20 protein-coding genes and 1 other annotated feature are annotated in these 18361 nt (G+C 43.7%); of the genes, 12 read left to right on the plus strand and 8 right to left on the minus strand.

The window, feature by feature from the left end:
• Positions 1 to 37: 37 nt before the first annotated feature.
• Positions 38 to 445, minus strand: coding sequence for a GtrA family protein (locus N4597_RS01700; protein WP_056975778.1), 408 nt, complete (start codon positions 443 to 445; stop codon positions 38 to 40).
• Between the two features lie 3 nt (positions 446 to 448).
• Positions 449 to 901 carry a flavodoxin gene (locus N4597_RS01705; RefSeq protein WP_050611022.1) on the minus strand — a complete coding sequence of 151 codons (453 nt, stop codon included), beginning with the start codon at positions 899 to 901 and terminating at the stop codon, positions 449 to 451.
• Positions 902 to 1030: 129 nt separating this feature from the next.
• Between N4597_RS01705 and map the strand changes: the two genes are divergently transcribed.
• A complete protein-coding gene (map, locus tag N4597_RS01710; protein WP_050611023.1) occupies positions 1031 to 1819 on the plus strand; it encodes a type I methionyl aminopeptidase in 789 nt (262 codons plus the stop codon).
• Positions 1820 to 1947: 128 nt separating this feature from the next.
• Positions 1948 to 2820, plus strand: a complete 873-nt coding sequence (gene galU, locus N4597_RS01715) for a UTP--glucose-1-phosphate uridylyltransferase GalU (RefSeq protein ID WP_050611024.1) — start codon at positions 1948 to 1950, stop codon at positions 2818 to 2820.
• A gap of 58 nt (positions 2821 to 2878) precedes the next feature.
• Here the strand turns inward: galU and N4597_RS01720 are convergent, their stop codons facing one another.
• From N4597_RS01720 to N4597_RS01735, 4 genes are all read right to left on the minus strand, one after another.
• Entirely contained in the window at positions 2879 to 5461 is a 2583-nt protein-coding gene (locus N4597_RS01720) for an ABC transporter permease (RefSeq protein WP_260904299.1), read from the minus strand.
• Positions 5462 to 5470: 9 nt separating this feature from the next.
• Positions 5471 to 6172, minus strand: a complete 702-nt coding sequence (locus tag N4597_RS01725) for an ABC transporter ATP-binding protein (RefSeq protein ID WP_260904300.1) — start codon at positions 6170 to 6172, stop codon at positions 5471 to 5473.
• 92 nt (positions 6173 to 6264) lie between these two features.
• Positions 6265 to 6399: a hypothetical protein gene (locus N4597_RS01730; protein WP_257791222.1), complete on the minus strand. Its 135-nt coding sequence runs from the start codon at positions 6397 to 6399 to the stop codon at positions 6265 to 6267.
• Positions 6400 to 6491: 92 nt separating this feature from the next.
• Entirely contained in the window at positions 6492 to 7337 is an 846-nt protein-coding gene (locus N4597_RS01735) for an alpha/beta hydrolase (protein ID WP_260904301.1), read from the minus strand.
• A 116-nt stretch (positions 7338 to 7453) separates the two neighbouring features.
• Here N4597_RS01735 and N4597_RS01740 point away from each other — a divergent pair, with 116 nt between their 5' ends.
• From N4597_RS01740 to N4597_RS01785, 10 genes are all read left to right on the plus strand, one after another.
• On the plus strand, positions 7454 to 7840 hold the full coding sequence (locus N4597_RS01740; protein ID WP_094131277.1) for a GNAT family N-acetyltransferase: 387 nt from the start codon (positions 7454 to 7456) through the stop codon (positions 7838 to 7840).
• Between the two features lie 297 nt (positions 7841 to 8137).
• Positions 8138 to 8692 (plus strand): LemA family protein, encoded by a 555-nt coding sequence (locus N4597_RS01745; RefSeq protein WP_050611028.1) that lies wholly within the window; start codon positions 8138 to 8140, stop codon positions 8690 to 8692.
• Between the two features lie 20 nt (positions 8693 to 8712).
• Positions 8713 to 9606: a zinc metalloprotease HtpX gene (htpX, locus tag N4597_RS01750; protein ID WP_050611029.1), complete on the plus strand. Its 894-nt coding sequence runs from the start codon at positions 8713 to 8715 to the stop codon at positions 9604 to 9606.
• 154 nt (positions 9607 to 9760) lie between these two features.
• Positions 9761 to 11131: a UDP-N-acetylmuramoyl-tripeptide--D-alanyl-D-alanine ligase gene (locus N4597_RS01755; RefSeq protein WP_202021759.1), complete on the plus strand. Its 1371-nt coding sequence runs from the start codon at positions 9761 to 9763 to the stop codon at positions 11129 to 11131.
• A gap of 168 nt (positions 11132 to 11299) precedes the next feature.
• Positions 11300 to 12787, plus strand: a complete 1488-nt coding sequence (locus N4597_RS01760) for a DEAD/DEAH box helicase (protein ID WP_172573311.1) — start codon at positions 11300 to 11302, stop codon at positions 12785 to 12787.
• A 131-nt stretch (positions 12788 to 12918) separates the two neighbouring features.
• Entirely contained in the window at positions 12919 to 13314 is a 396-nt protein-coding gene (acpS, locus tag N4597_RS01765) for a holo-ACP synthase (protein ID WP_050611032.1), read from the plus strand.
• Between the two features lie 24 nt (positions 13315 to 13338).
• Positions 13339 to 14460 carry an alanine racemase gene (gene alr, locus N4597_RS01770; RefSeq protein WP_260904302.1) on the plus strand — a complete coding sequence of 374 codons (1122 nt, stop codon included), beginning with the start codon at positions 13339 to 13341 and terminating at the stop codon, positions 14458 to 14460.
• 72 nt (positions 14461 to 14532) lie between these two features.
• Entirely contained in the window at positions 14533 to 14769 is a 237-nt protein-coding gene (locus tag N4597_RS01775) for a hypothetical protein (protein ID WP_260904303.1), read from the plus strand.
• 17 nt (positions 14770 to 14786) lie between these two features.
• Positions 14787 to 15149: a type II toxin-antitoxin system PemK/MazF family toxin gene (locus N4597_RS01780; protein WP_050611035.1), complete on the plus strand. Its 363-nt coding sequence runs from the start codon at positions 14787 to 14789 to the stop codon at positions 15147 to 15149.
• A 136-nt stretch (positions 15150 to 15285) separates the two neighbouring features.
• The gene (locus tag N4597_RS01785) at positions 15286 to 15816 is read left to right on the plus strand and encodes a YgjV family protein (RefSeq protein WP_260904307.1); all 531 of its coding nucleotides are present in this window, start codon (positions 15286 to 15288) and stop codon (positions 15814 to 15816) included.
• A 66-nt stretch (positions 15817 to 15882) separates the two neighbouring features.
• Here N4597_RS01785 and brnQ read toward each other — a convergent pair whose 3' ends face one another.
• Both brnQ and cbpA read right to left on the minus strand, forming a co-directional pair.
• A complete protein-coding gene (gene brnQ / locus N4597_RS01790) occupies positions 15883 to 17271 on the minus strand; it encodes a branched-chain amino acid transport system II carrier protein (RefSeq protein WP_170091674.1) in 1389 nt (462 codons plus the stop codon).
• Positions 17272 to 17385: 114 nt separating this feature from the next.
• Positions 17386 to 17634 (minus strand) — a binding site (T-box leader).
• A gap of 68 nt (positions 17635 to 17702) precedes the next feature.
• Positions 17703 to 18338 (minus strand): cyclic di-AMP binding protein CbpA, encoded by a 636-nt coding sequence (cbpA, locus tag N4597_RS01795; RefSeq protein ID WP_094127526.1) that lies wholly within the window; start codon positions 18336 to 18338, stop codon positions 17703 to 17705.
• Between the last annotated feature and the right edge of the window lie 23 nt (positions 18339 to 18361).

Raw genomic sequence — 18361 nt, forward strand, 5'->3', positions numbered from 1 at the left:
TCTTTGTGCTTACTTAGGGAGGTTATTTAATATTAACCTAACGTTTCTTAAAAATTAAGAACTTACTAAAGAAGTAGTTTAATAAGACAATCACCACTTGGTCGACTAACTTGGTTAACAGGCCGTTAGCATGAAGTAGGGAGATCCCGATAAACATGATGCCGGCATCAAAGCCTAGAGAGATGATGCGGTAGAAGAAGAACCACCACATTTCAATCAAGAAAGACTTGACGGTGGTAAACTTTGATTCAAACACCCATAACTTGTTGGTAATAAAGGCAAAAAGTACTGACAGTAACCAAGCCAAGAAGTTAGCTAGCTGGTAGTACATGCCCAAGTTTACGGAACAAACCTGGAAAACGACGATGTTGATGATTGTGGTCAAGCCCCCAAAAAAGAGGTAGGCGATGACGGCTTTATACTTAAGCAATAACTCTTTAATCACAGACTACTCCCCTAAAGCCTTAACTAATTGGTCGGCAAATTCTTCTAAGCGGGCGATATCTTCATCTTCGTCAGGGGCGAGATTAATCTTAACGTTGTCGGCCCCTTTGCTAGCGCCGGCCTTGGCTAAGGCTTCCCCGAACAGGTCAACGGCGGTACAGAAGTATTCACCATAGAAGGTGTCGCCAGACCCTGCGACCCCATAGACTTTACCGCTAAGGTCGACGTCGGCTAATTCATCGTAGAAGTCCATCCCCTCGTCAGGAAGTGAGCCTTCGTCGTAGGTGTAAGGGCAGATGACGCAAAGGTCAACGGCTTCTAACTCAGCAGGGTCAGCCTGAGAAATTTCTTCGACTTCGACGTCTAGACCCTTATTTTCTAATTCTTCTGCAATAATATCAGCGATATCTTCGTTGTTACCAGTAATGGTTGCAAAAATAACTTTGGCAGTTGCCATAAAATAACCTTCTTTCAAAAAGTCTTTCTGCCTCATTATAGCAGATTTAGCAGGCTGAAAACATAATTACAGCAAGAATTAGTTTCCGTGCTATAATGGGTAGGTAAAATTTTTTTGGAGGCATTAATTATGATTACCATTAAGTCACCACGAGAAATCGAAGATATGGCTAAATCAGGGGCAATCTTAGCCGGAATGCATGTTGCCCTAAGAGATATTATTAAACCAGGAATTTCTAGCTGGAAGATTGAAGAATTTTGTAAAAACTATATTGAAAGCCACGGCGCGATTCCAGAACAAATTGGCTTTGAAGGCTATAAATACGCAACCTGTGTCAGCGTCAATGATGAAATTTGCCACGGTTTTCCCCGCAAGGATCTGATTTTAAAGGACGGCGACTTGGTTAAGGTCGATACGGTGGTTAACTACAAAGGGGCAATGAGTGACTCTTGTTGGTCATACGTTGTTGGTAAATCAACCCCAGAAATTGATAAGTTGATGGCTGTAACTAAGAAAGCCTTGTACTTAGGAATTGACCAAGCCCGGGTTGGCAACCGGATTGGCGATATTGGGGCAGCAATCCAACACTATACTGAAGATGAGATGGGTTACGGCGACGTACGTGAATTTATCGGTCATGGGATTGGACCAACGATGCACGAAAGTCCTAACGTTCCTCACTATGGTGAAGCAGGTCATGGCCTACGCTTGCGTGAAGGGATGACGATTACCATCGAACCAATGATTAATATGGGGACTTGGGAGGCTGAAATGGACGACCCTAACGGCTGGACGGCCCGGACTGCTGACGGCAGCCTTTCTTGCCAATTTGAACACACCATCGCTATTACTAAGGATGGTCCTAAGATTTTGACTTCCCAAGACCCAGAAATGGACGCCCCTTACCTATTAAAGTAGGATTTGGTTTTAAGGGAAAATCGGTAAATCCTTAAAGAGCTTGTAAAATTGCTTAGGACTGTTATAATTAACCCTAGATGTTAGTTGCTAACGCTACCATTACTTAGTAACAGTAAGGAGTTTTTTAAATGAAAGTAAGAAAAGCTGTTATTCCTGCGGCGGGACTTGGAACCCGGTTTCTACCAGCAACCAAGGCCTTAGCTAAGGAAATGTTTCCAATTATTGATAAACCAACTATTCAATACATTATTGAAGAAGCTAAGAAGTCTGGAATTGAAGACATCTTAGTGGTAACCGGGAAGGGAAAGCGGCCGATTGAAGACCACTTCGATTCCGTCCCAGAGTTGGAACAAAATTTAAAGGAAAAGGGTAAAAAGGACCTCTTACAATTAGTTGAACAAACGACTGATATTAATCTTTACTTTATCCGCCAATCACACCCACGTGGTTTAGGGGACGCCGTTTTAATGGCTAAGGATTTCGTTGGTGACGAACCGTTTGTAGTTATGCTTGGCGACGATATTATGGAAGATAAAGAACCATTGACAAGACAATTAATGGATCGTTACGAACAAACCCACGCCTCAACTTTGGCGGTAATGAAAGTTCCTCATGAAGAGGTTAACAAGTATGGGGTGATTGACCCAGCCGCTCAAACCATGCCAGGTTTATACGATGTTAAGCGGTTTGTGGAAAAGCCAGCCGTTGAAAAGGCTCCTTCTGACTTGGCTATCATTGGTCGTTACCTCTTGACCCCAGAAATTTTTGAAATGCTCGAAACCCAAAAACCAGGGGCAGGTAACGAAATCCAACTTACAGATGCAATTGACCGCCTCAATAAGATTCAACGCGTATTTGCTCACGAATTTAAGGGCGACCGCTATGATGTGGGTTACAAGTTTGGCTACCTTAAGACTTCAATTGAATTTGGGCTTAAGCACCCCGAAGTTAAAGGTGAATTGACAAGTTATATCAAGGACTTAGCAAAGAAATTAAAATAAGCACTAAAAAAGGTATTTTGTGAACGCGACTTGCTTTTACAAAATACCTTTTTATTAGCTAATCAACTGATTTCAAAGCAGCTAACATGTCAACGGCCTTAATCTTGTAGTGCATGATGAAGGCTAAAACCAAGGTGATGCCTCCAGGAATCAAAGCAGAGATTAAAAAGTTGGTTAGTCTTAAATTAGGGTCAAACATAGCGTTAGCAGGCGGTAAGCTGGTGATAATAAAGTGGTGAAGGTAAGCCCCTAACAGGTAGCCAAAGCCAATCCCGATTAGGGAGAGAATAATGGTCTCACGATAAATATACATCGTAGTTTCACGGTCGTAAAAGCCTAGCACCTTGATGGTTGATAGCTCCCGCACCCGTTCAGAAACATTGATGTTGGTTAGGTTGTAAATGACCACCAAGGCTAAGGTGGTTGCCATCCCAATCAAGATAAAAATGACGTTGCCTAACCCTGCAATAACATTAGCGATGGTTCGGCGATTATTAGTGTTTTGGACAACGGTTGTTAAAGCGCCAGTATCCATGAATTTCCTAGCTTGGCGGTTAACATTTTGATAACCGGAGTCCTTAAGTTTAACAAGGTAGGCGTTATTGGTCCAAGCTTTTTTAAAGGCCGTTTGATAAGCTTTTTTGCCGACAAAGAGGTAGTGGCCCGTGTACATTTCGGTAATGCCGGTAACCTTGAAGGTCCGCACCTGGTCAGAAGTATCCTTTAAACTGATAGTTGTGCCGACTTTGGCCTTGAGTAGATTGGCTAACTTCTCAGAAATAATCACGCTGTCAGCCCTTAAAGTCAGTTGTTGTTGGTTAGTCCGGTTACGTAAAGTTACCAGTGAACTTAATTTTTTGGAATGAGGGGCAATCATGCTAATTGATTGGACACTTTGATCAGCGCCTGCTTTTTTAGTCAGTAACTGGTAGTTAACGGCCGCGGATTGGCTTACAGCCGAGCCGTCCAATTTGGCAGCCAGTTTTTGCTTAGCACTGTGTGTCGGATAATCTTTTTGACTTAAGACTAAATCATATTTAATTAAGTCATGGAACTGAATGTTAGTGATTCCCCTAAGTGAATCCCTAATTCCTAAGCCCATAACCAGCAGGCCAGTGCAACCTGCCACCCCGAAGATGGTCATAAACATCCGGCTCTTATAGCGAAAGAGATTGCGGGCGGTAACCTTTTGCGTAAACGACATGTGTCTCCAAAGAAATTTAAAGCGTTCCAGTAAGATTTTAGCGCCTTTTTTAGGAGGTTTAGGTAAGAGTAGTTGAGCTGGCTTTTCAGATAGAGTCTTACGCAGTGCAACTAATGCAGCCACCGTAGTGCAAGAGATAGCTACTAGTAAAGTCACCAAGAGGTAAGTCCAAGAAAAGAGCAGCTTGGTCTGACTCAAAGTTAGGTTAGTGGTATAGGCCTTAAAAATGAGTTGAGGCAGTAGTCTAAAACCAAGACTGGCCCCCAAGGCGACACCTGAGCCGCTAGCTACCAAGCTGTAGAGGAGAAACTTCTTACTTACATCAAGGTTACTATAACCAAGGGCCTTTAAAGTGCCAATGTTAATCCGTTCTTCTTCGACAAAGCGCATCATGGTTGTCAGGCTAACCAGGGCCGCGATGGCAAATAAGAGCAGGGGGAAAATATTGGCTAAAATATCGACTCGTTCTGAGTTTGAGCGAAAGAGGGTGTAGCCTGGGTTATATTCCCGTTCATGGAGGGTATAGGTAGGAAGCCCTAGCTTAGTTAAAGCTTGTTTCTGGTTGATTAACCTTGCTTGGGCCCCTTCAAGTTGGGCTTGAACTAGCTTAGCTTGGGTTGGATTTACCATTTGCAACTGTTGAACCTGGTCCTGCTTTTGTGCTAGCTGGGTTTGTGAGTCAGCCAGTTGGTTTTTAAGGACTTGGTATTTTTCTTGCCCGTTATTAGTCAGGCGCTTCTTTAAGCGCCGTTGATAAAGGGCCACCTTATCTGCGTACTGCTTACTGTAAGGCGATAGGTTGGCCGTTTGTTTGTAGTTGACCCGTGCAATCGTATAAGGATTGGCTTTAAAGGCAGATTTAGCAACGATTCCATACCCCGCAAGTGAGCCTGAGCCAACCGTGGTTTGACCGAAGTCATTTTTATCTAAGTACTCACTGGAGCGGACAAAGCCCACTAGCCGAAAGTGGCGGTACTTGAGTTGACCCTTTTGTTTAACTGTTATTTCTTGGCCTAAGTGATATTTACCTACTAGTAAGTAATCAAGCGCTAATTCATTGTCTTTATGAGGGAGTTTGCCAGTAACTAGTTCATAGGTTGATAGTTTAGCTGGCTTTGAGAATAAGCGGATTGCTTGATTGTGCTTAGTTAGGACTGCATCTTGAAAATAACCAAGCTCATAGCTGTTAATATCGGAGTCAGCTTTTAAAACCTGTTCGTCGCTGTTATCGAGCCCGTAATTAGAGGTAAGGCTAGTATCGGCAAGCTGATGTCGTTGATAAAAATCACTAGCGGCTTGGCGCATATCGGGGCCGGTCATTTTAAGGCCAATTAGTGTAAAAGCGCTTAAAGCCATCAGCAAGAAAATGGCAACGAAGCGTCCTAAAGAATGTGTAATAGCCTGAAAGGCGTCCTGCCAAAGAGTTTTCTTGGACATAAAACTCACCTACCATTCAATGTCAGCAATCGGTGCTGGCTGGCGGTTATGTTCGATTTTTTTAACCTGGCCGTCGTGGATATGGATGACTTGATTAGCAATCGGTGCCAAAGCCGCATTATGAGTTACAATTAAGACGGTCGAGCCGTGTTGTTGGCTCATATCTTGTAAGATTTGCAAAACCTGCTTACCGGTGTGATAGTCTAAAGCACCGGTCGGTTCGTCACATAAAAGTAGCTTGGGCTTTTTAGCCAGGGCGCGGGCAATCGCGACCCGTTGTTGTTCCCCACCAGATAACTGGGCAGGAAAATTATCCTGCCTGCTAGCTAGCCCAACTGCTTTTAAGGCTTGGCTGGCATCCAGGGCATCACTAACAATTTCACTAGCCAGTTCCACGTTTTCCTTGGCAGTGAGGTTAGGAACCAGATTGTAGAATTGGAAAACGAAGCCGACGTCATTTCGCCTATAAGTTGTAAGCTGGCGGCGGTTGTAGTCTGAAATGTCTTGCCCATCAATGATGACCCGGCCGCTAGTGTTGGTATCCATGCCGCCCAAAATGTTGAGCAGGGTGGACTTGCCCGCACCGGAGGCGCCTAAGATGACGACTAGCTCCCCCTTGTTGATGCTAAAACTAATGTCCTTATTGGCATGGATGGTTGAGTTAGCGAGTTGATAGGTTTTGGTATTATTTTTAACTTCAATGTAAGCCATAAGCTCACCTCATTTCCGTGTAAGCGCTATCTTGAAAAGCTAAAAAAATAGGGGTTGGAAAAATCCAGCTCCTAATCTGCGGCCTGCGTTAATTAACGTAGGTTTTTGGCATCAGCATCAAGCTTAGCGAAACCAGAGCCAGCAGCTGGCTTAGGTTGTTTTGCACGCTTTTCCATCGCCTTGCGGGCCATAGCTTTGCGTTCTTCTTTACTTAATTTTTGTGCCATAATCCTTCGCCTCTTTCCGCAAAGTTCCACATCTAGTGTGGATAACTCCACAAGTTCATTATAGGTCGCTTTTTTCAAAAGTGCAAAAATTTTTATTTGAATAAGAAATTATCCACAGCGTGGTTAACCTGGTCATTATTATGAAGCCTAGAGTGTTGGGCGGAAGGCCCGGTAATGGTGATTTCTTGGTAGGAAGCAACCTGGCCTTTCACTAGGGAACCTAGGGATCTAGCAGACACGTTGGTGACTAAGGAATCGGAATTGCTACCATCGGCTAGGTTACCGTAGATGTTTAGGACCTGGGTGTTTTTCGGGAAAGCCTGCCGCTGGCGGTAGTAATTTTTAAAGGCGGCGTTTTGGTAAGCGGGTAAGCCGTCTGCTTGGAAATAATTTTGGTTAGGAACATCATCGATGTGGATAACCCCATCAAAGGGACCAGCGATGGCGACAAATTTATTGAACTGTGGATAAGTAGGACGGTAGGAAGTAATGGCCCAATAAAAGGTAGCCGGTCCCGCCATCGAATGGGTAACAATGTTGAAACTTTGAATGTGGTAGTTAGTTTGAAGATAGGTAACGACTTTGTCAATCCAGTGGGCTTGTTGGGGGATTTCAGCCTGGTTATTGGCAAAAAGCACTTGGATTAGCGGGTACTTTACATTGTCCTGCCAGGAGCCATTAATAGCTAGCTGCCTACTTTCAGTGACCGTAATCGTAAGCACTTTTTTAACCTGGGGCAAGGCAGCCGCTGCCGCAATTAAATGGTTAGTTGAGTTAGCACTACCAGCCCAGCCGTGAAAATATAAGGTGGGCTGAGCTAGGAGTTGCTTGTGTAAATGATTGCGGGTGGTTAGGGGGAAAGTGAGACAGAGACTAGTTAGCAAAAGCAGGCTGGTAGCTAGAGTCAAAAATAGTTTGTAAGTAAATTTCTTTATCATTATAATAATCTCCAGTAAAATAGCATTAAGTTAATTATAGGCAGGAAGTGAAGACTTTGGAAATAGAAATTAAGGCAACTAAGGACTTAGCTAGTCAGATTTACCAAGACGCGCTCATGATTAGAAAGGAAGTCTTTGTAAAAGAACAAGGAGTCGACATGGCCCTGGAGCTTGATGGTGAGTTGGGGCCAACGCATTATGTCCTCTATTACAAGGGTAAACCGGCAGCAACTGCCCGCACTAGTTTTGAACAGGCAGGCTGGCACATTCAGCGGGTGGCTACCTTGAAGTCTTACCGCAAGTTAGGCCTAGCTAAGCGCCTGTTAAGTAAGATTGAAGAGGATGCCCGCCAAAGTAAGGTAGCGTATTTAACCTTAGGGGCTCAAGATAGTGCACAAGGTTTTTATACTAAATTAGGTTACCAAGTCGTAGGTGCGGGCTTTTTAGATGCAGGGATTGCACATCACCGGATGGATAAGTCCTTGCAAATCAAGGAAAACTAGCCTATAATAAGTGGCATGCGATGAGTCGAGGAAAACCAGGCAATCATTGATTGTTCCGCTAAAGCGGCTAGTGGTAAGAATCGAAAGGGGACACAGATGCTACCGGATTGTAGCGTGTCTGGCTGTTAGTATTGTGGAGTACGGCAGCCCATTTGAATAAATGCCCAGAGGGAACCTAGGTAAAACTGGGTTCCTTTTTTAATTTAAGTTTAAATTAAAGGTGAACCAGCTGATAAATTAATAACTGAAAGTAAAACTTTGGTATAATGAAAGTAAAGCTTTTGAGGAGGAAATTTAATGACACTACTGATTGTAATTGTTGTCTTAGTAATCTTGGCTTTGATCTACATCTCAATGTACAACGGTTTGCAAAAAGCCAAGGTTAACACTGAAGAATCATGGAGTCAAATTGACGTGCAATTAAAACGCCGGAATGATTTGATTCCTAACTTAGTCGAAACTACTAAGGGTTACGCTAAACACGAAAAAGAAACCCTCGCTCAGGTAATTAACCTTAGAAATCAACTAACCGAATTACCAGCTGATGCACACGCGCAAAAGATGGAAGTCTCAAACCAATTAACAGACACCTTAAAATCAATCTTTGCCTTGGCAGAAGCTTACCCAGATTTGAAGGCTAACCAAGAATTTACCAAGTTGATGGAAGAACTAACCAATACTGAAAATAAGATTGCTTACTCACGGCAACTGTTCAACAGTTCTGCAGCTAACTTCAATCAACGCCTACTAACCTTCCCATCAAATATGGTTGCTAAGATTCACCACTTTACTAAGGTCGACTACCTTGAAGTACCAACCGAAGAAAAGGAAGCTCCTAAGGTATCCTTTTAATGGTAAGTGAGGTTTTGTAAATGTTATATCAACAAATTGCCAAAAATAAGCGGATGACCGTGGTGGTAATGGTTGGCTTCATGCTCTTGGTGGCTTTAATCGGTTCGGCCGTGGGCTACGTCTTCTTTAATAGTTCGACCGCCGGTTTGATTATGGCCATCGTGATTGGGCTGGTTTACATGTTATTAATGCTTTCCCAGTCGACCGATGTGGTGATGAGCATGAATAATGCCCACGAAATCACTAGCCCAGACCAAGCGCCCGAATTATGGCACGTGGTTGAAGATATGGCGCTGGTTGGGCAAATTCCTATGCCCCGGGTTTTTATCATCGACGACCCTAGCCCTAACGCCTTTGCGACTGGTCCTAATCCAGAACACGCTGCGGTAGCTGCTACCAGCGGAATTTTAACTAGGTTAAACCGGGAGGAACTCGAAGGGGTTATGGCCCACGAAGTTTCGCACATTAGAAATTACGATATTAGGTTACAAACTACGGCCTTAGCTTTAGCAGCGGCTATTTCGATGCTGGTCAACTTTGCCAGCCACTCCTTTTTCTGGGGTGGTGGCCGGAGGGATGATGACCGCGAAGGATCAAGTGCCCTAGACCTCATCATGATGGTGGTCTCAATTTTGGCAATTATCCTCGGCCCGTTGGCTGCTAGCATGGCCCAAATGGCTTTATCACGTAACCGTGAATACTTGGCGGACGCTTCTGCCGTAGAATTAACGCGTAACCCGCTCGGCTTGATTTCGGCCTTGCAAAAGATTAGTTCAAGCGAACCAATGCAAGCAGCCGACCCAAGTAGTGCTTCAATGTACATTGCCAATCCCTTTAAGGACGGATCGTGGACGCATCTTTTTGACACCCACCCTCCAATTGAAAAGCGGATTGAACGTTTGAGAAATATGTAAGACTAAAGGGAACCGTACTTAGCTAACCGGTAACGAGGCTAGGTGCGGTTCTTTTATTTATCTAAGCTAGGACTTTTAAAAATAGAAAGTCAGACAAGTATGGTACAATGGGTGAGAGTGAAATTTTACAGAGCAGGAAAGGAAGAAATATTTCATGAAAATGCAGTTGGCAGAAATCGCCCGGGCTTTAGGGGCTGAAGTGAAGGCGGGCTATGAAGATATCTGTATAACCAGTGTCAGCTTTGACAGTCGTACGTTAGAAGCTGGCGCCCTATTTATTCCTCTAGTAGCTGGTAATGACGGCCATAATTTTATTCAAAGTGCAATAGAGCACGGGGCAGTGGCTACTTTGTGGCAGGCTGATCATGATTTGGGGCAAGTGGACTTACCTCAATTGGTGGTAGCCGATACCTTGGAGGCCTTGCAAACTTTAGGTAGATATTACTTGGATAAGATTAACCCTAAGGTAGTGGCTATTACAGGAAGCAATGGTAAAACTACTACTAAAGACATGGTGGCCGCTATTTTGGGGAGCCAGTTTAACGTACAAAAAACCCATGCAAACTTCAACAATCAAATCGGGGTACCGATGACGATTTTGGGGATGGAACCTAACACGGAAATTTTAGTTGTTGAAATGGGGATGGACCACTTTGGTGAATTAGACCACCTAAGTCGCCTGGCTGCGCCTGATGTGGCTGTGATTACGATGATTGGGGAAGCCCACATTGAATTTTTCGGAAGCAGGGACAAGATTGCGGACGCTAAAATGGAGATTACCCACGGGCTCAAAGAGGATGGAACCCTGGTCTACAATGGCGATGAACCATTGTTGCGGACACGGGCAGAGGATTTAAAGCAGTTAACGGTAACCTTTGGTCGCAATGACAACAATGATTTACAAGCGACTAATATTGTGAGTGATGATACCCAAACTGGTTTTAGGGTAGTGTCCTGGCCTGAAGAAAACTTCACGATTCCAATGATTGGAGCTTACAACGTTAATAATGCCTTAGCCGCGCTTGCGGTTGGTAATTTATTCCATGTCCCCGTAGAAGCGATGAGAAAGGCTTTGGCCGCCTTTGATTTAACTGCCAACAGGACAGAGTGGGTTAAAGGTGCAAAGGGTGAACGGATTTTAAGTGACGTTTATAACTCTAACCCAACGGCCGTCAAACAGGTGCTCCAAGCCTTTACTAAGGTAGAAACTGCTGGCAAGCGGATTGCGGTCCTAGGGGATATGCTAGAGTTGGGCGACCAGGCTGAGATTATGCACACGGGCTTAGCTGCTGAAATTCAGCCAGAAGAAATTGCGGAAGTCTATCTTTGCGGCCCAATCATGGCGAAGTTAGCCCAAGTATTAGATGAAAAGTATCCTGCTGATAAGGTCCATCACTATGATACGGATGCAAAAGCACAGTTAGTAGCCGACCTAAAGGCAAGTATCCAACCGGAAGATATCGTGGTAATCAAGGGCAGTCACGGGATTCATCTTGAAGAGGTTTTAGCCGCATTGCAAAAGTAATTTGCTTAATTTAAGAATTAATGCTATTCTTGATAAGTTACTTAATATTTTTAAGTTAGTCGGATTGCAAGACAGTCAGAAAAATTTTTCAGCCTGCCTTGCGAGTACAGTGGATGTTACACATATGCGCTAATAGCGTAAGCTAGGCACATTAGGAGGAAAAATTTTTTGAAATTTAGTGAACTTGGTCTGGAAAAAGATTTATTAACAGCGATTGAACGAAGTGGCTTTGAGGAAGCAACCCCCATTCAAGAAGCAACAATTCCCTTGGTATTAGCAGGGGTAGACGTGATTGGGCAGGCACAAACAGGGACCGGGAAGACAGCGGCGTTTGGGTTGCCAGTGTTACAACACGTCAATCCCAAGAAAAATATTATCCAGGCCGTAATTATTTCACCAACCCGTGAGTTAGCAATTCAAACGCAAGAAGAATTGTACCGCTTGGGTAAGGATAAGAAGGCAAAGGTATTAGCCGTTTATGGTGGGGCCGATATTCGGCGGCAAATTCACCAGTTAAAGCATAATACCCCTCAAATTTTGGTTGGAACGCCAGGACGCCTACTAGACCACATTAACCGTAAAACCGTTGACCTTAGTTTGGTTAATAGCTTGATTTTAGACGAAGCCGATGAAATGTTAGATATGGGCTTCTTAGATGATATCGAGTCAATTATTGAATCAATTCCGCCTAACCGGCAAACGCTCTTGTTCTCAGCAACGATGCCTAAGGCTATCTTAAACATCGGCGAAAAGTTCATGATGGAACCACAGGTTGTCAAAATCAAGGCCAAGGAATTAACGACTGATTTAGTCGATCAATACTTTGTCCGGGCTAAGGATTTTGAAAAGTTTGACATCATGACTAGGATTATGGACGTGCAAGCCCCAGAGTTGACGATTGTCTTTGGTCGGACTAAGCGCCGGGTAGATGAGTTGTCTAAGGGCTTAGAAGCAAGGGGCTATAATGCCGCCGGGATCCATGGGGATTTGACGCAACAACGGCGGATGAACATCTTACGGAAATTTAAGGCGGGCCAACTTGATATCTTAGTGGCAACCGACGTGGCAGCCCGGGGGCTAGATATTTCTGGGGTAACCCACGTTTATAATTACGATATCCCCCAAGATCCAGAAAGCTATGTCCACCGTATTGGTCGGACTGGCCGGGCGGGCCACCATGGAACATCTGTAACCTTTGTAACTCCAAATGAAATGGACTATTTACGGGTTATTGAGAAATTGACTAAGAAGCGGATGGAACCAATGAAGCCACCAACAGAAGCGGAAGCCTTTGAGGGGCAAATTTCTTCTGCTTTAGTCGACATCAAAGAATTAGTTGCTAAGACAACGACTGCCAAATACGAAGCTCAAGCCAAAGAATTATTAGAGCAATACGATGCGGTTGACTTAGTAGCCGCTTTGCTTAACAACATGACTAAGGATGATGCCAGTCAAGTTCCAGTTAAGATTACGCCAGAACGGCCGTTACCACGACGCAAGAAGGGGAACCATACCGGTAACTTCCGGCGGAGCAATAAGAATTGGCGTCCGAAAAATAAGCGCTATGATGAACGGAGAAGGTCAGAGCGTGACCGGGACCGTGATCAATTTAAGCACCGGACTAAAAAGCGGAAGTTTACCATCCGCCAAAAATAAACGTTAAAAAAGATCTGTCTTTCTCGAGGGAGAAGGCAGATTTTTTTGCACTGTAGCTTGTAAACATTTTTTAAACTTGCTGATTTATTGGCGGTTCTTTGCTAAAATGAGAGAGAAAGTGAGGATGGGTAATGATATATGGTCAGGGAATAGACATTGCTAGTCTAAAAAGAATTAAGGCTGCTTACCAAAAGAATCCTAAGTTTGCAGCTAAGGTGCTTACCAAGGGTGAATTGGCTGTTTTTGAGACCCTAAGTCCTAAACGGCAGATTGAGTTTTTAGCGGGCCGTTTTTCGACAAAGGAAGCCTATTCTAAAGCCGTCGGAAGTGGGATTGGCTCCCAGGTTGGTTTTAGCGACTTAGAGATATTGAATAATAAGCAGGGCCGACCAGTGATTGTAAAACACCCACTTCAAAATAAGCTGAGGGCCCATTTATCAATTACACATGATAATGAAGTGGTGGTTACGAGCGTAATCCTTGAAAAACTTAGGGGCTTTGAACGCTTGAAAAGCTACTTTAAATAGACTTTGATGAGAGAAGATGGAAAGATGGTTGTGGGAAAACACCGCAATACAAAGGTCATTGTTGACTTAGGTGCAATTAAGGAAAATGTTGCTCAAGAAAAGCAACAATTAGAAGCAAACCAAAAATTATTTGCCGTGGTTAAGGCTAATGCTTACGGGCACGGGTTAGTTGAGGTAGCTCAGGCGGCCAGTCAAGCCGGGGCCGATGGCTTTTGTGTGGCCGTAATTGATGAGGGGGTGGCCTTGCGCCAAGCTGGTTTTGAGCAGGAACCAATCTTAATTTTGGGGGTCAATCCAGCTAGTGAGGCTACTTATATGGCTAGTTATAATTTGTCCGTAGCCGTTAGCAGCCTGGACTTTTTACAAGCTGCCCAGCCCGAATTACTTAAGGCTAAGCTTAAATTAAGGGTCCACCTCGCACTTGATACCGGGATGGGGCGGATTGGTTTTAAAGATGTAGCCACCCTAAAGGAGGCGGTCGCTTATCTAAAAGCTAACCCCCAAGCCTTTGTTTTTGAGGGAATTTTCACCCACTTTGCTCAAGCTGACAGCAAAGACACCAGCTATTATCACCAGCAGTTAGCTAAATTTAAGGAACTCACTGGTAGCTTGGAGCAACTTCCTCCTTATGTCCACGTTGCTAATTCGGCCGCGGCTTTATGGCATCATGATTGCGGGGGCAACGTAATTCGTTATGGCATCAGTATGTACGGTTTAAATCCGTCTGGCCGTGAGCTAGAATTACCCCGGCCTTTAAAGCCAGCACTAAGCTTGGTTAGTGAGTTGGTCCATGTTAAACAAGTAGCCAAGGGTGAATCGATTGGCTATGGTTCGACCTATACTGCTAGTGAAGATGAATGGATTGGCACGGTGCCACTGGGATACGCTGACGGTTGGTTAAGACGGATGCAGGGCTTTGCGGTTCTAATCGCAGGTCAATACTGTCCCATCGTGGGCCGGGTTTGCATGGATCAATTCATGGTCAAATTACCTGCTAACTTAGCCTTAGGAACGAAGGTAACTTTGATTGGAAAAGACGGGTCTGAAGAAATTACCGCCCAAGACGTGGCCGACTATGCCCACACTATTCACTATGAAATTACCTGTTGCTTGGGTGAGCGTCTTCCTAGGATTTATCGCGAGTAAAGCTAGGGCTTACAAAAATGACTTAATATGGTATATTTGTTGTAATAGTAGGAAAGTAAAGGGGCGCTTATGATGGAGCAGGTACAAAGTAGACGGCTATTTGACGATGCTAAGCTATCAGAATATTGTGAATTCTATGGGATTAGTGCGCAATCGCTAGATGATAAGGCCTTGAAATATATTGAGTCACGTTATGAAATATTGGACTTACTAATCACAGGTTATGGTGAAATGGCCAAGTTAAACCAAGAAATTTGTACTGAATTTTTAAGTTGTGATTGTGATGAATTAGACGAAATAGTTAGGTAATAGAAAAGAGGAATCTAATGGCAGCTGAGGTCAAGCGTGGTGATATTTTTTTTGCTGACCTATCGCCAGTAGTAGGATCAGAACAAGGTGGGATGAGGCCGGTATTGATTATTCAAAATAATATCGGCAACCATTTCAGCCCGACGGTGATTGTTTCTGCAATTACTTCCAGGATTTCCAAACCAAAAATGCCGACGCATGTGGGGCTAAAGGCGCAAAAAAATGGCTTAGAAAAAGATTCTGTCATCCTATTGGAACAGGTAAGAACGATAGATAAGCAACGGTTACGAGAAAAAATCGCACATACAGATCAAGAAACAATGAAAAAAGTCAATGAGGCCTTAAGAATTAGTTTTGGCCTAATTGCGATACATAAATAATTAAGGTTATCAGGCTCTACTTGGTAGCCTTTTTGTTTGCAAGGTAGTCATAATTTGAGGGGAAAATACCTAAAGATTTGCTTTTGGTTGTTGGGGTATAATTAAAATCTAGAAAGTTAGCTCAGGAGTAGTTGTTGTGGTACATTTTATTTTAGTTCAAGCGGTCTGCTTTTTAGGGACGATTATCTTCTTTTTATCCTACCAATGTCGCAGTAACCGCAACCTTTTTCGGATGCAGTTAGCATCTTATTGTTGTTACATGATCCATATGTTTTTACTAGGGGCTTTGACCGGGGGAACAAGTTACATTTTAAACGTGGTCCGCTCCTATTGTTTAAGTAGTCGGAGCCGGTTTTTACATAGCTGGCAAATGTGTGGGGTGATTTGCTGCTTGCAACTGGTGACCCTGTACTTGACTTGGAGTAACTGGTGGTCACTTTTACCAATAGTCGCTAACATCGCCACTACCATCGGAGAATATACTTATAATTCTCAAAAGATTAGGTTAGTTGGATTAGCAATTAATTCCCCCCTAAAGATTAGTTACGACTTCCTAGTGGGGTCGTGGGCCGGAATTTTTGACGAGCTAGTGACGCTAGCCTCGGTAATTATTTCTATCTGGCGTTATGGCTGGAAAAATTTAGACCGGGTCGAAGAGATTGGTTAAACAGCAAAAAAGCTTTGCAGCTGGCAAGTAAGGCCAAGCTGCAAAGCTTTTTTACTAATCCAATTGTTAGTCCATTTCACTAGCTTGCGTTTTGACAAAGACTTCCTTGTAGAAGTGAACAGCTAACCCAAGGGCTAGGCCGACCAAGGCAGGGACTAACCAGGAAAGGCTGTAATCAGCTAGAGGTAAGTAGTGGTGTTGGAAGGCATAGACTGCTTTACCAAAATTGCTTTGGCTGATAACGGCTGGGAAAGTGGCTACCATGTCAAAGAAAGCAGGGACTACTGTAAATAAAACTACGAAGAAGTAAACGTAACTATCGCGTTTAAAGAGTGGTGAGAAAACGGATAGTAAGATTAAGACCATTGCTAATGGGTAAAGGAACATCAAGAATGGTAATGACCAAGCTAGAATTGTTTCTAAGCCGAAGTTAGCAAAGAAGAATGAGGAAGCACATGATAAGACTAACCAAGTGTGGTAGCTAACCTTTGGGAAGTGTTTGTGGAAGTCTTGGGCAAAGGCGGCTACTAACCCGATAGCGGTTGTTAAACAAGTAACGGTGATTAAGGCGGCTAAGATAGCTTGACCAGCGACACCGGCATATTGATTAACGATTTGTGAAAAGGCTACCCCACCATCGGCGGAAAGCTTGAATTTACCTAATGATTGTACCCCGAGTAAAGTTAGGAGTAAGTAAATCAAAGCAACGGCCCCCATACCAAAGACCCCAGCTTTAGCGGTAACGACAGCTACATTAGTTTCGCGCTTAACTCCCATAGAACGGATAGCGGTAACGACGGTCACCCCGAAGGCTAAGCCGGCTAAAGCATCCATAGTGTTATAGCCTTCTAGAAAACCATTGATGAAAGAAGTCTGGCCTAAGTATTCCTTAGTAGGAGTAGCAGTGCTTAAAGAACCGAGTGGATGTAAGAAGGCTACGAAGAAAACCAAAGCTAACAATGCCAAGAAGACCGGGTTCAAAAGTTTACCAACGTTAGAAACAATCTTGTTTTCTTTGCGTGAGAATAAGTAGGCTACTAGAAAGAAGCAAGCTGAGAAAACAAATAATGCAACCTTAGTAGAACCTGCGGGTAATAAGGGCGCTAAACCAACCGCAAAGGAAACAGTAGCAGTTCTAGGGGTACCGAAGAAAGGACCGATAGTTGCGTGAATTAAGACCATAAAGACTAAGGCAAACGCAGGTCCTAAGGGACGACCAATATCATACACACCTTCTGAGCGGGTGATAGAAATTGCAAGAACGGATAGTAATGGTAATAAGACCCCGGTAACCAGGAAGCCTAAGACAGCTGGGCCCCAGTTATGGCCGGCTAGTTGGCCCAAGTGGAGGGGAAAAATTAGGTTTCCGGCCCCAAAGAAGAGCCCAAATAGCAAGGAACTGACAACGAAATAATCTTTTTTAGTTAATTTCTTCTCTTTCAACTTATTAAGCATGATTAAAAACCCACCTTAAATTTTAATCTTAGTATTACAGAATAAATATCAGCTCCCACACGTCCCGGGATTGTGTGGAAAAGAAAAAGGCGCCCTCAAACTAGAATGCTCTAGTTCAAGGGCGCCAGTGCGCGGTACCACCTTGGTTTTACAATTACATCGCTGCAATTGCCTTTCACGTGCGGCCCCAGCCTTAGTGGGGCGATACGCTAACACGATAATGGGTGTTCCCAGTGTACCTACTAATAATTGTTGGGTACAGCGCTCGAAAGGGATTTTCGCTTTTAAAGTACCTATTCCCTCACACCAACCGGAATTCGCTTGAGGCCTTTAAAAGTTACTCTTCTTTCTCATTGCGTTCTTTAATATTTAATCTATACTCAGTAATTTACAATCAAAAACTCATTTTGTCAAGAGCTTTTTTGAAAAAATTATGCTTGCAAATCTTCGATTTCAGAAACGCGGAAATTCTTCCGTTCCAAACTAGCAACAATTCGTTCCAATTTTTCGTGGCTAACATCGGCAGGGAGGGTAAATAATGTCCGGTGCACTAGCTCGCCTTGTTGAACGTCCAAGGTAATGCAGCTGGCAATAGAGGTATACTTAGTGATAACCTTAGCCATGTCAACGAGATCTCCCCGTTCTCCAGCGGAAACAACCGTTAAGACATAACTACCAACGTTGAAGTTCCAAGATTGGGAAAGCATTTCTAAGAGGCGGTTATGGGTTAAAATTCCGTAGAAGTAGTTGTTTTCGTCAAGAACCGCGATGAAAGGTAGGTCGCGGATGGAGAAGAAGACATTAAAGAAAGCTGAGTTAACAGTGATGAACTTAGTGGCATTTTTTAATAAATGAGTGACGGGTAAGTTCATATCACCGCCACGTGACTTGTGACGGTAAATGTGCATCTTATAGATGTTACCCCGGAAAATTTTGCCGGTGGTATCAAGGACCGGTACACAGCGGTAGCCGGAGGTTTCTAAGGTTTCAAGCGCCTCAGCCAAAGTAACATCCTCGCGAACTGTTGTTAAGACTTGTTTGGGTTTAACCAAGGTTTTAAGTAACATAGCAATAACTCCTTAAGCTAAAT

Source organism: Ligilactobacillus agilis (assembly GCF_025311475.1).
In the GTDB taxonomy this organism is placed as follows: Bacteria; Bacillota; Bacilli; order Lactobacillales; family Lactobacillaceae; genus Ligilactobacillus; species Ligilactobacillus agilis.

Excerpts from the sequence above, each read along its gene's own strand:
- N4597_RS01705 (WP_050611022.1), bottom strand. The coding sequence starts at position 901 with ATGGCAACTGCCAAAGTTATTTTTGCAACCATTACTGGTAACAACGAA.
- map (WP_050611023.1), top strand. The coding sequence starts at position 1,031 with ATGATTACCATTAAGTCACCACGAGAAATCGAAGATATGGCTAAATCA.
- galU (WP_050611024.1), top strand. The coding sequence starts at position 1,948 with ATGAAAGTAAGAAAAGCTGTTATTCCTGCGGCGGGACTTGGAACCCGG.
- N4597_RS01720 (WP_260904299.1), bottom strand. The coding sequence starts at position 5,461 with ATGTCCAAGAAAACTCTTTGGCAGGACGCCTTTCAGGCTATTACACAT.
- N4597_RS01725 (WP_260904300.1), bottom strand. The coding sequence starts at position 6,172 with ATGGCTTACATTGAAGTTAAAAATAATACCAAAACCTATCAACTCGCT.
- N4597_RS01730 (WP_257791222.1), bottom strand. The coding sequence starts at position 6,399 with ATGGCACAAAAATTAAGTAAAGAAGAACGCAAAGCTATGGCCCGCAAG.
- N4597_RS01735 (WP_260904301.1), bottom strand. The coding sequence starts at position 7,337 with ATGATAAAGAAATTTACTTACAAACTATTTTTGACTCTAGCTACCAGC.
- N4597_RS01740 (WP_094131277.1), top strand. The coding sequence starts at position 7,454 with ATGATTAGAAAGGAAGTCTTTGTAAAAGAACAAGGAGTCGACATGGCC.
- N4597_RS01745 (WP_050611028.1), top strand. The coding sequence starts at position 8,138 with ATGACACTACTGATTGTAATTGTTGTCTTAGTAATCTTGGCTTTGATC.
- htpX (WP_050611029.1), top strand. The coding sequence starts at position 8,713 with ATGTTATATCAACAAATTGCCAAAAATAAGCGGATGACCGTGGTGGTA.
- N4597_RS01755 (WP_202021759.1), top strand. The coding sequence starts at position 9,761 with ATGAAAATGCAGTTGGCAGAAATCGCCCGGGCTTTAGGGGCTGAAGTG.
- acpS (WP_050611032.1), top strand. The coding sequence starts at position 12,919 with ATGATATATGGTCAGGGAATAGACATTGCTAGTCTAAAAAGAATTAAG.
- alr (WP_260904302.1), top strand. The coding sequence starts at position 13,339 with ATGGTTGTGGGAAAACACCGCAATACAAAGGTCATTGTTGACTTAGGT.
- N4597_RS01775 (WP_260904303.1), top strand. The coding sequence starts at position 14,533 with ATGGAGCAGGTACAAAGTAGACGGCTATTTGACGATGCTAAGCTATCA.
- N4597_RS01780 (WP_050611035.1), top strand. The coding sequence starts at position 14,787 with ATGGCAGCTGAGGTCAAGCGTGGTGATATTTTTTTTGCTGACCTATCG.
- brnQ (WP_170091674.1), bottom strand. The coding sequence starts at position 17,271 with ATGCTTAATAAGTTGAAAGAGAAGAAATTAACTAAAAAAGATTATTTC.
- cbpA (WP_094127526.1), bottom strand. The coding sequence starts at position 18,338 with ATGTTACTTAAAACCTTGGTTAAACCCAAACAAGTCTTAACAACAGTT.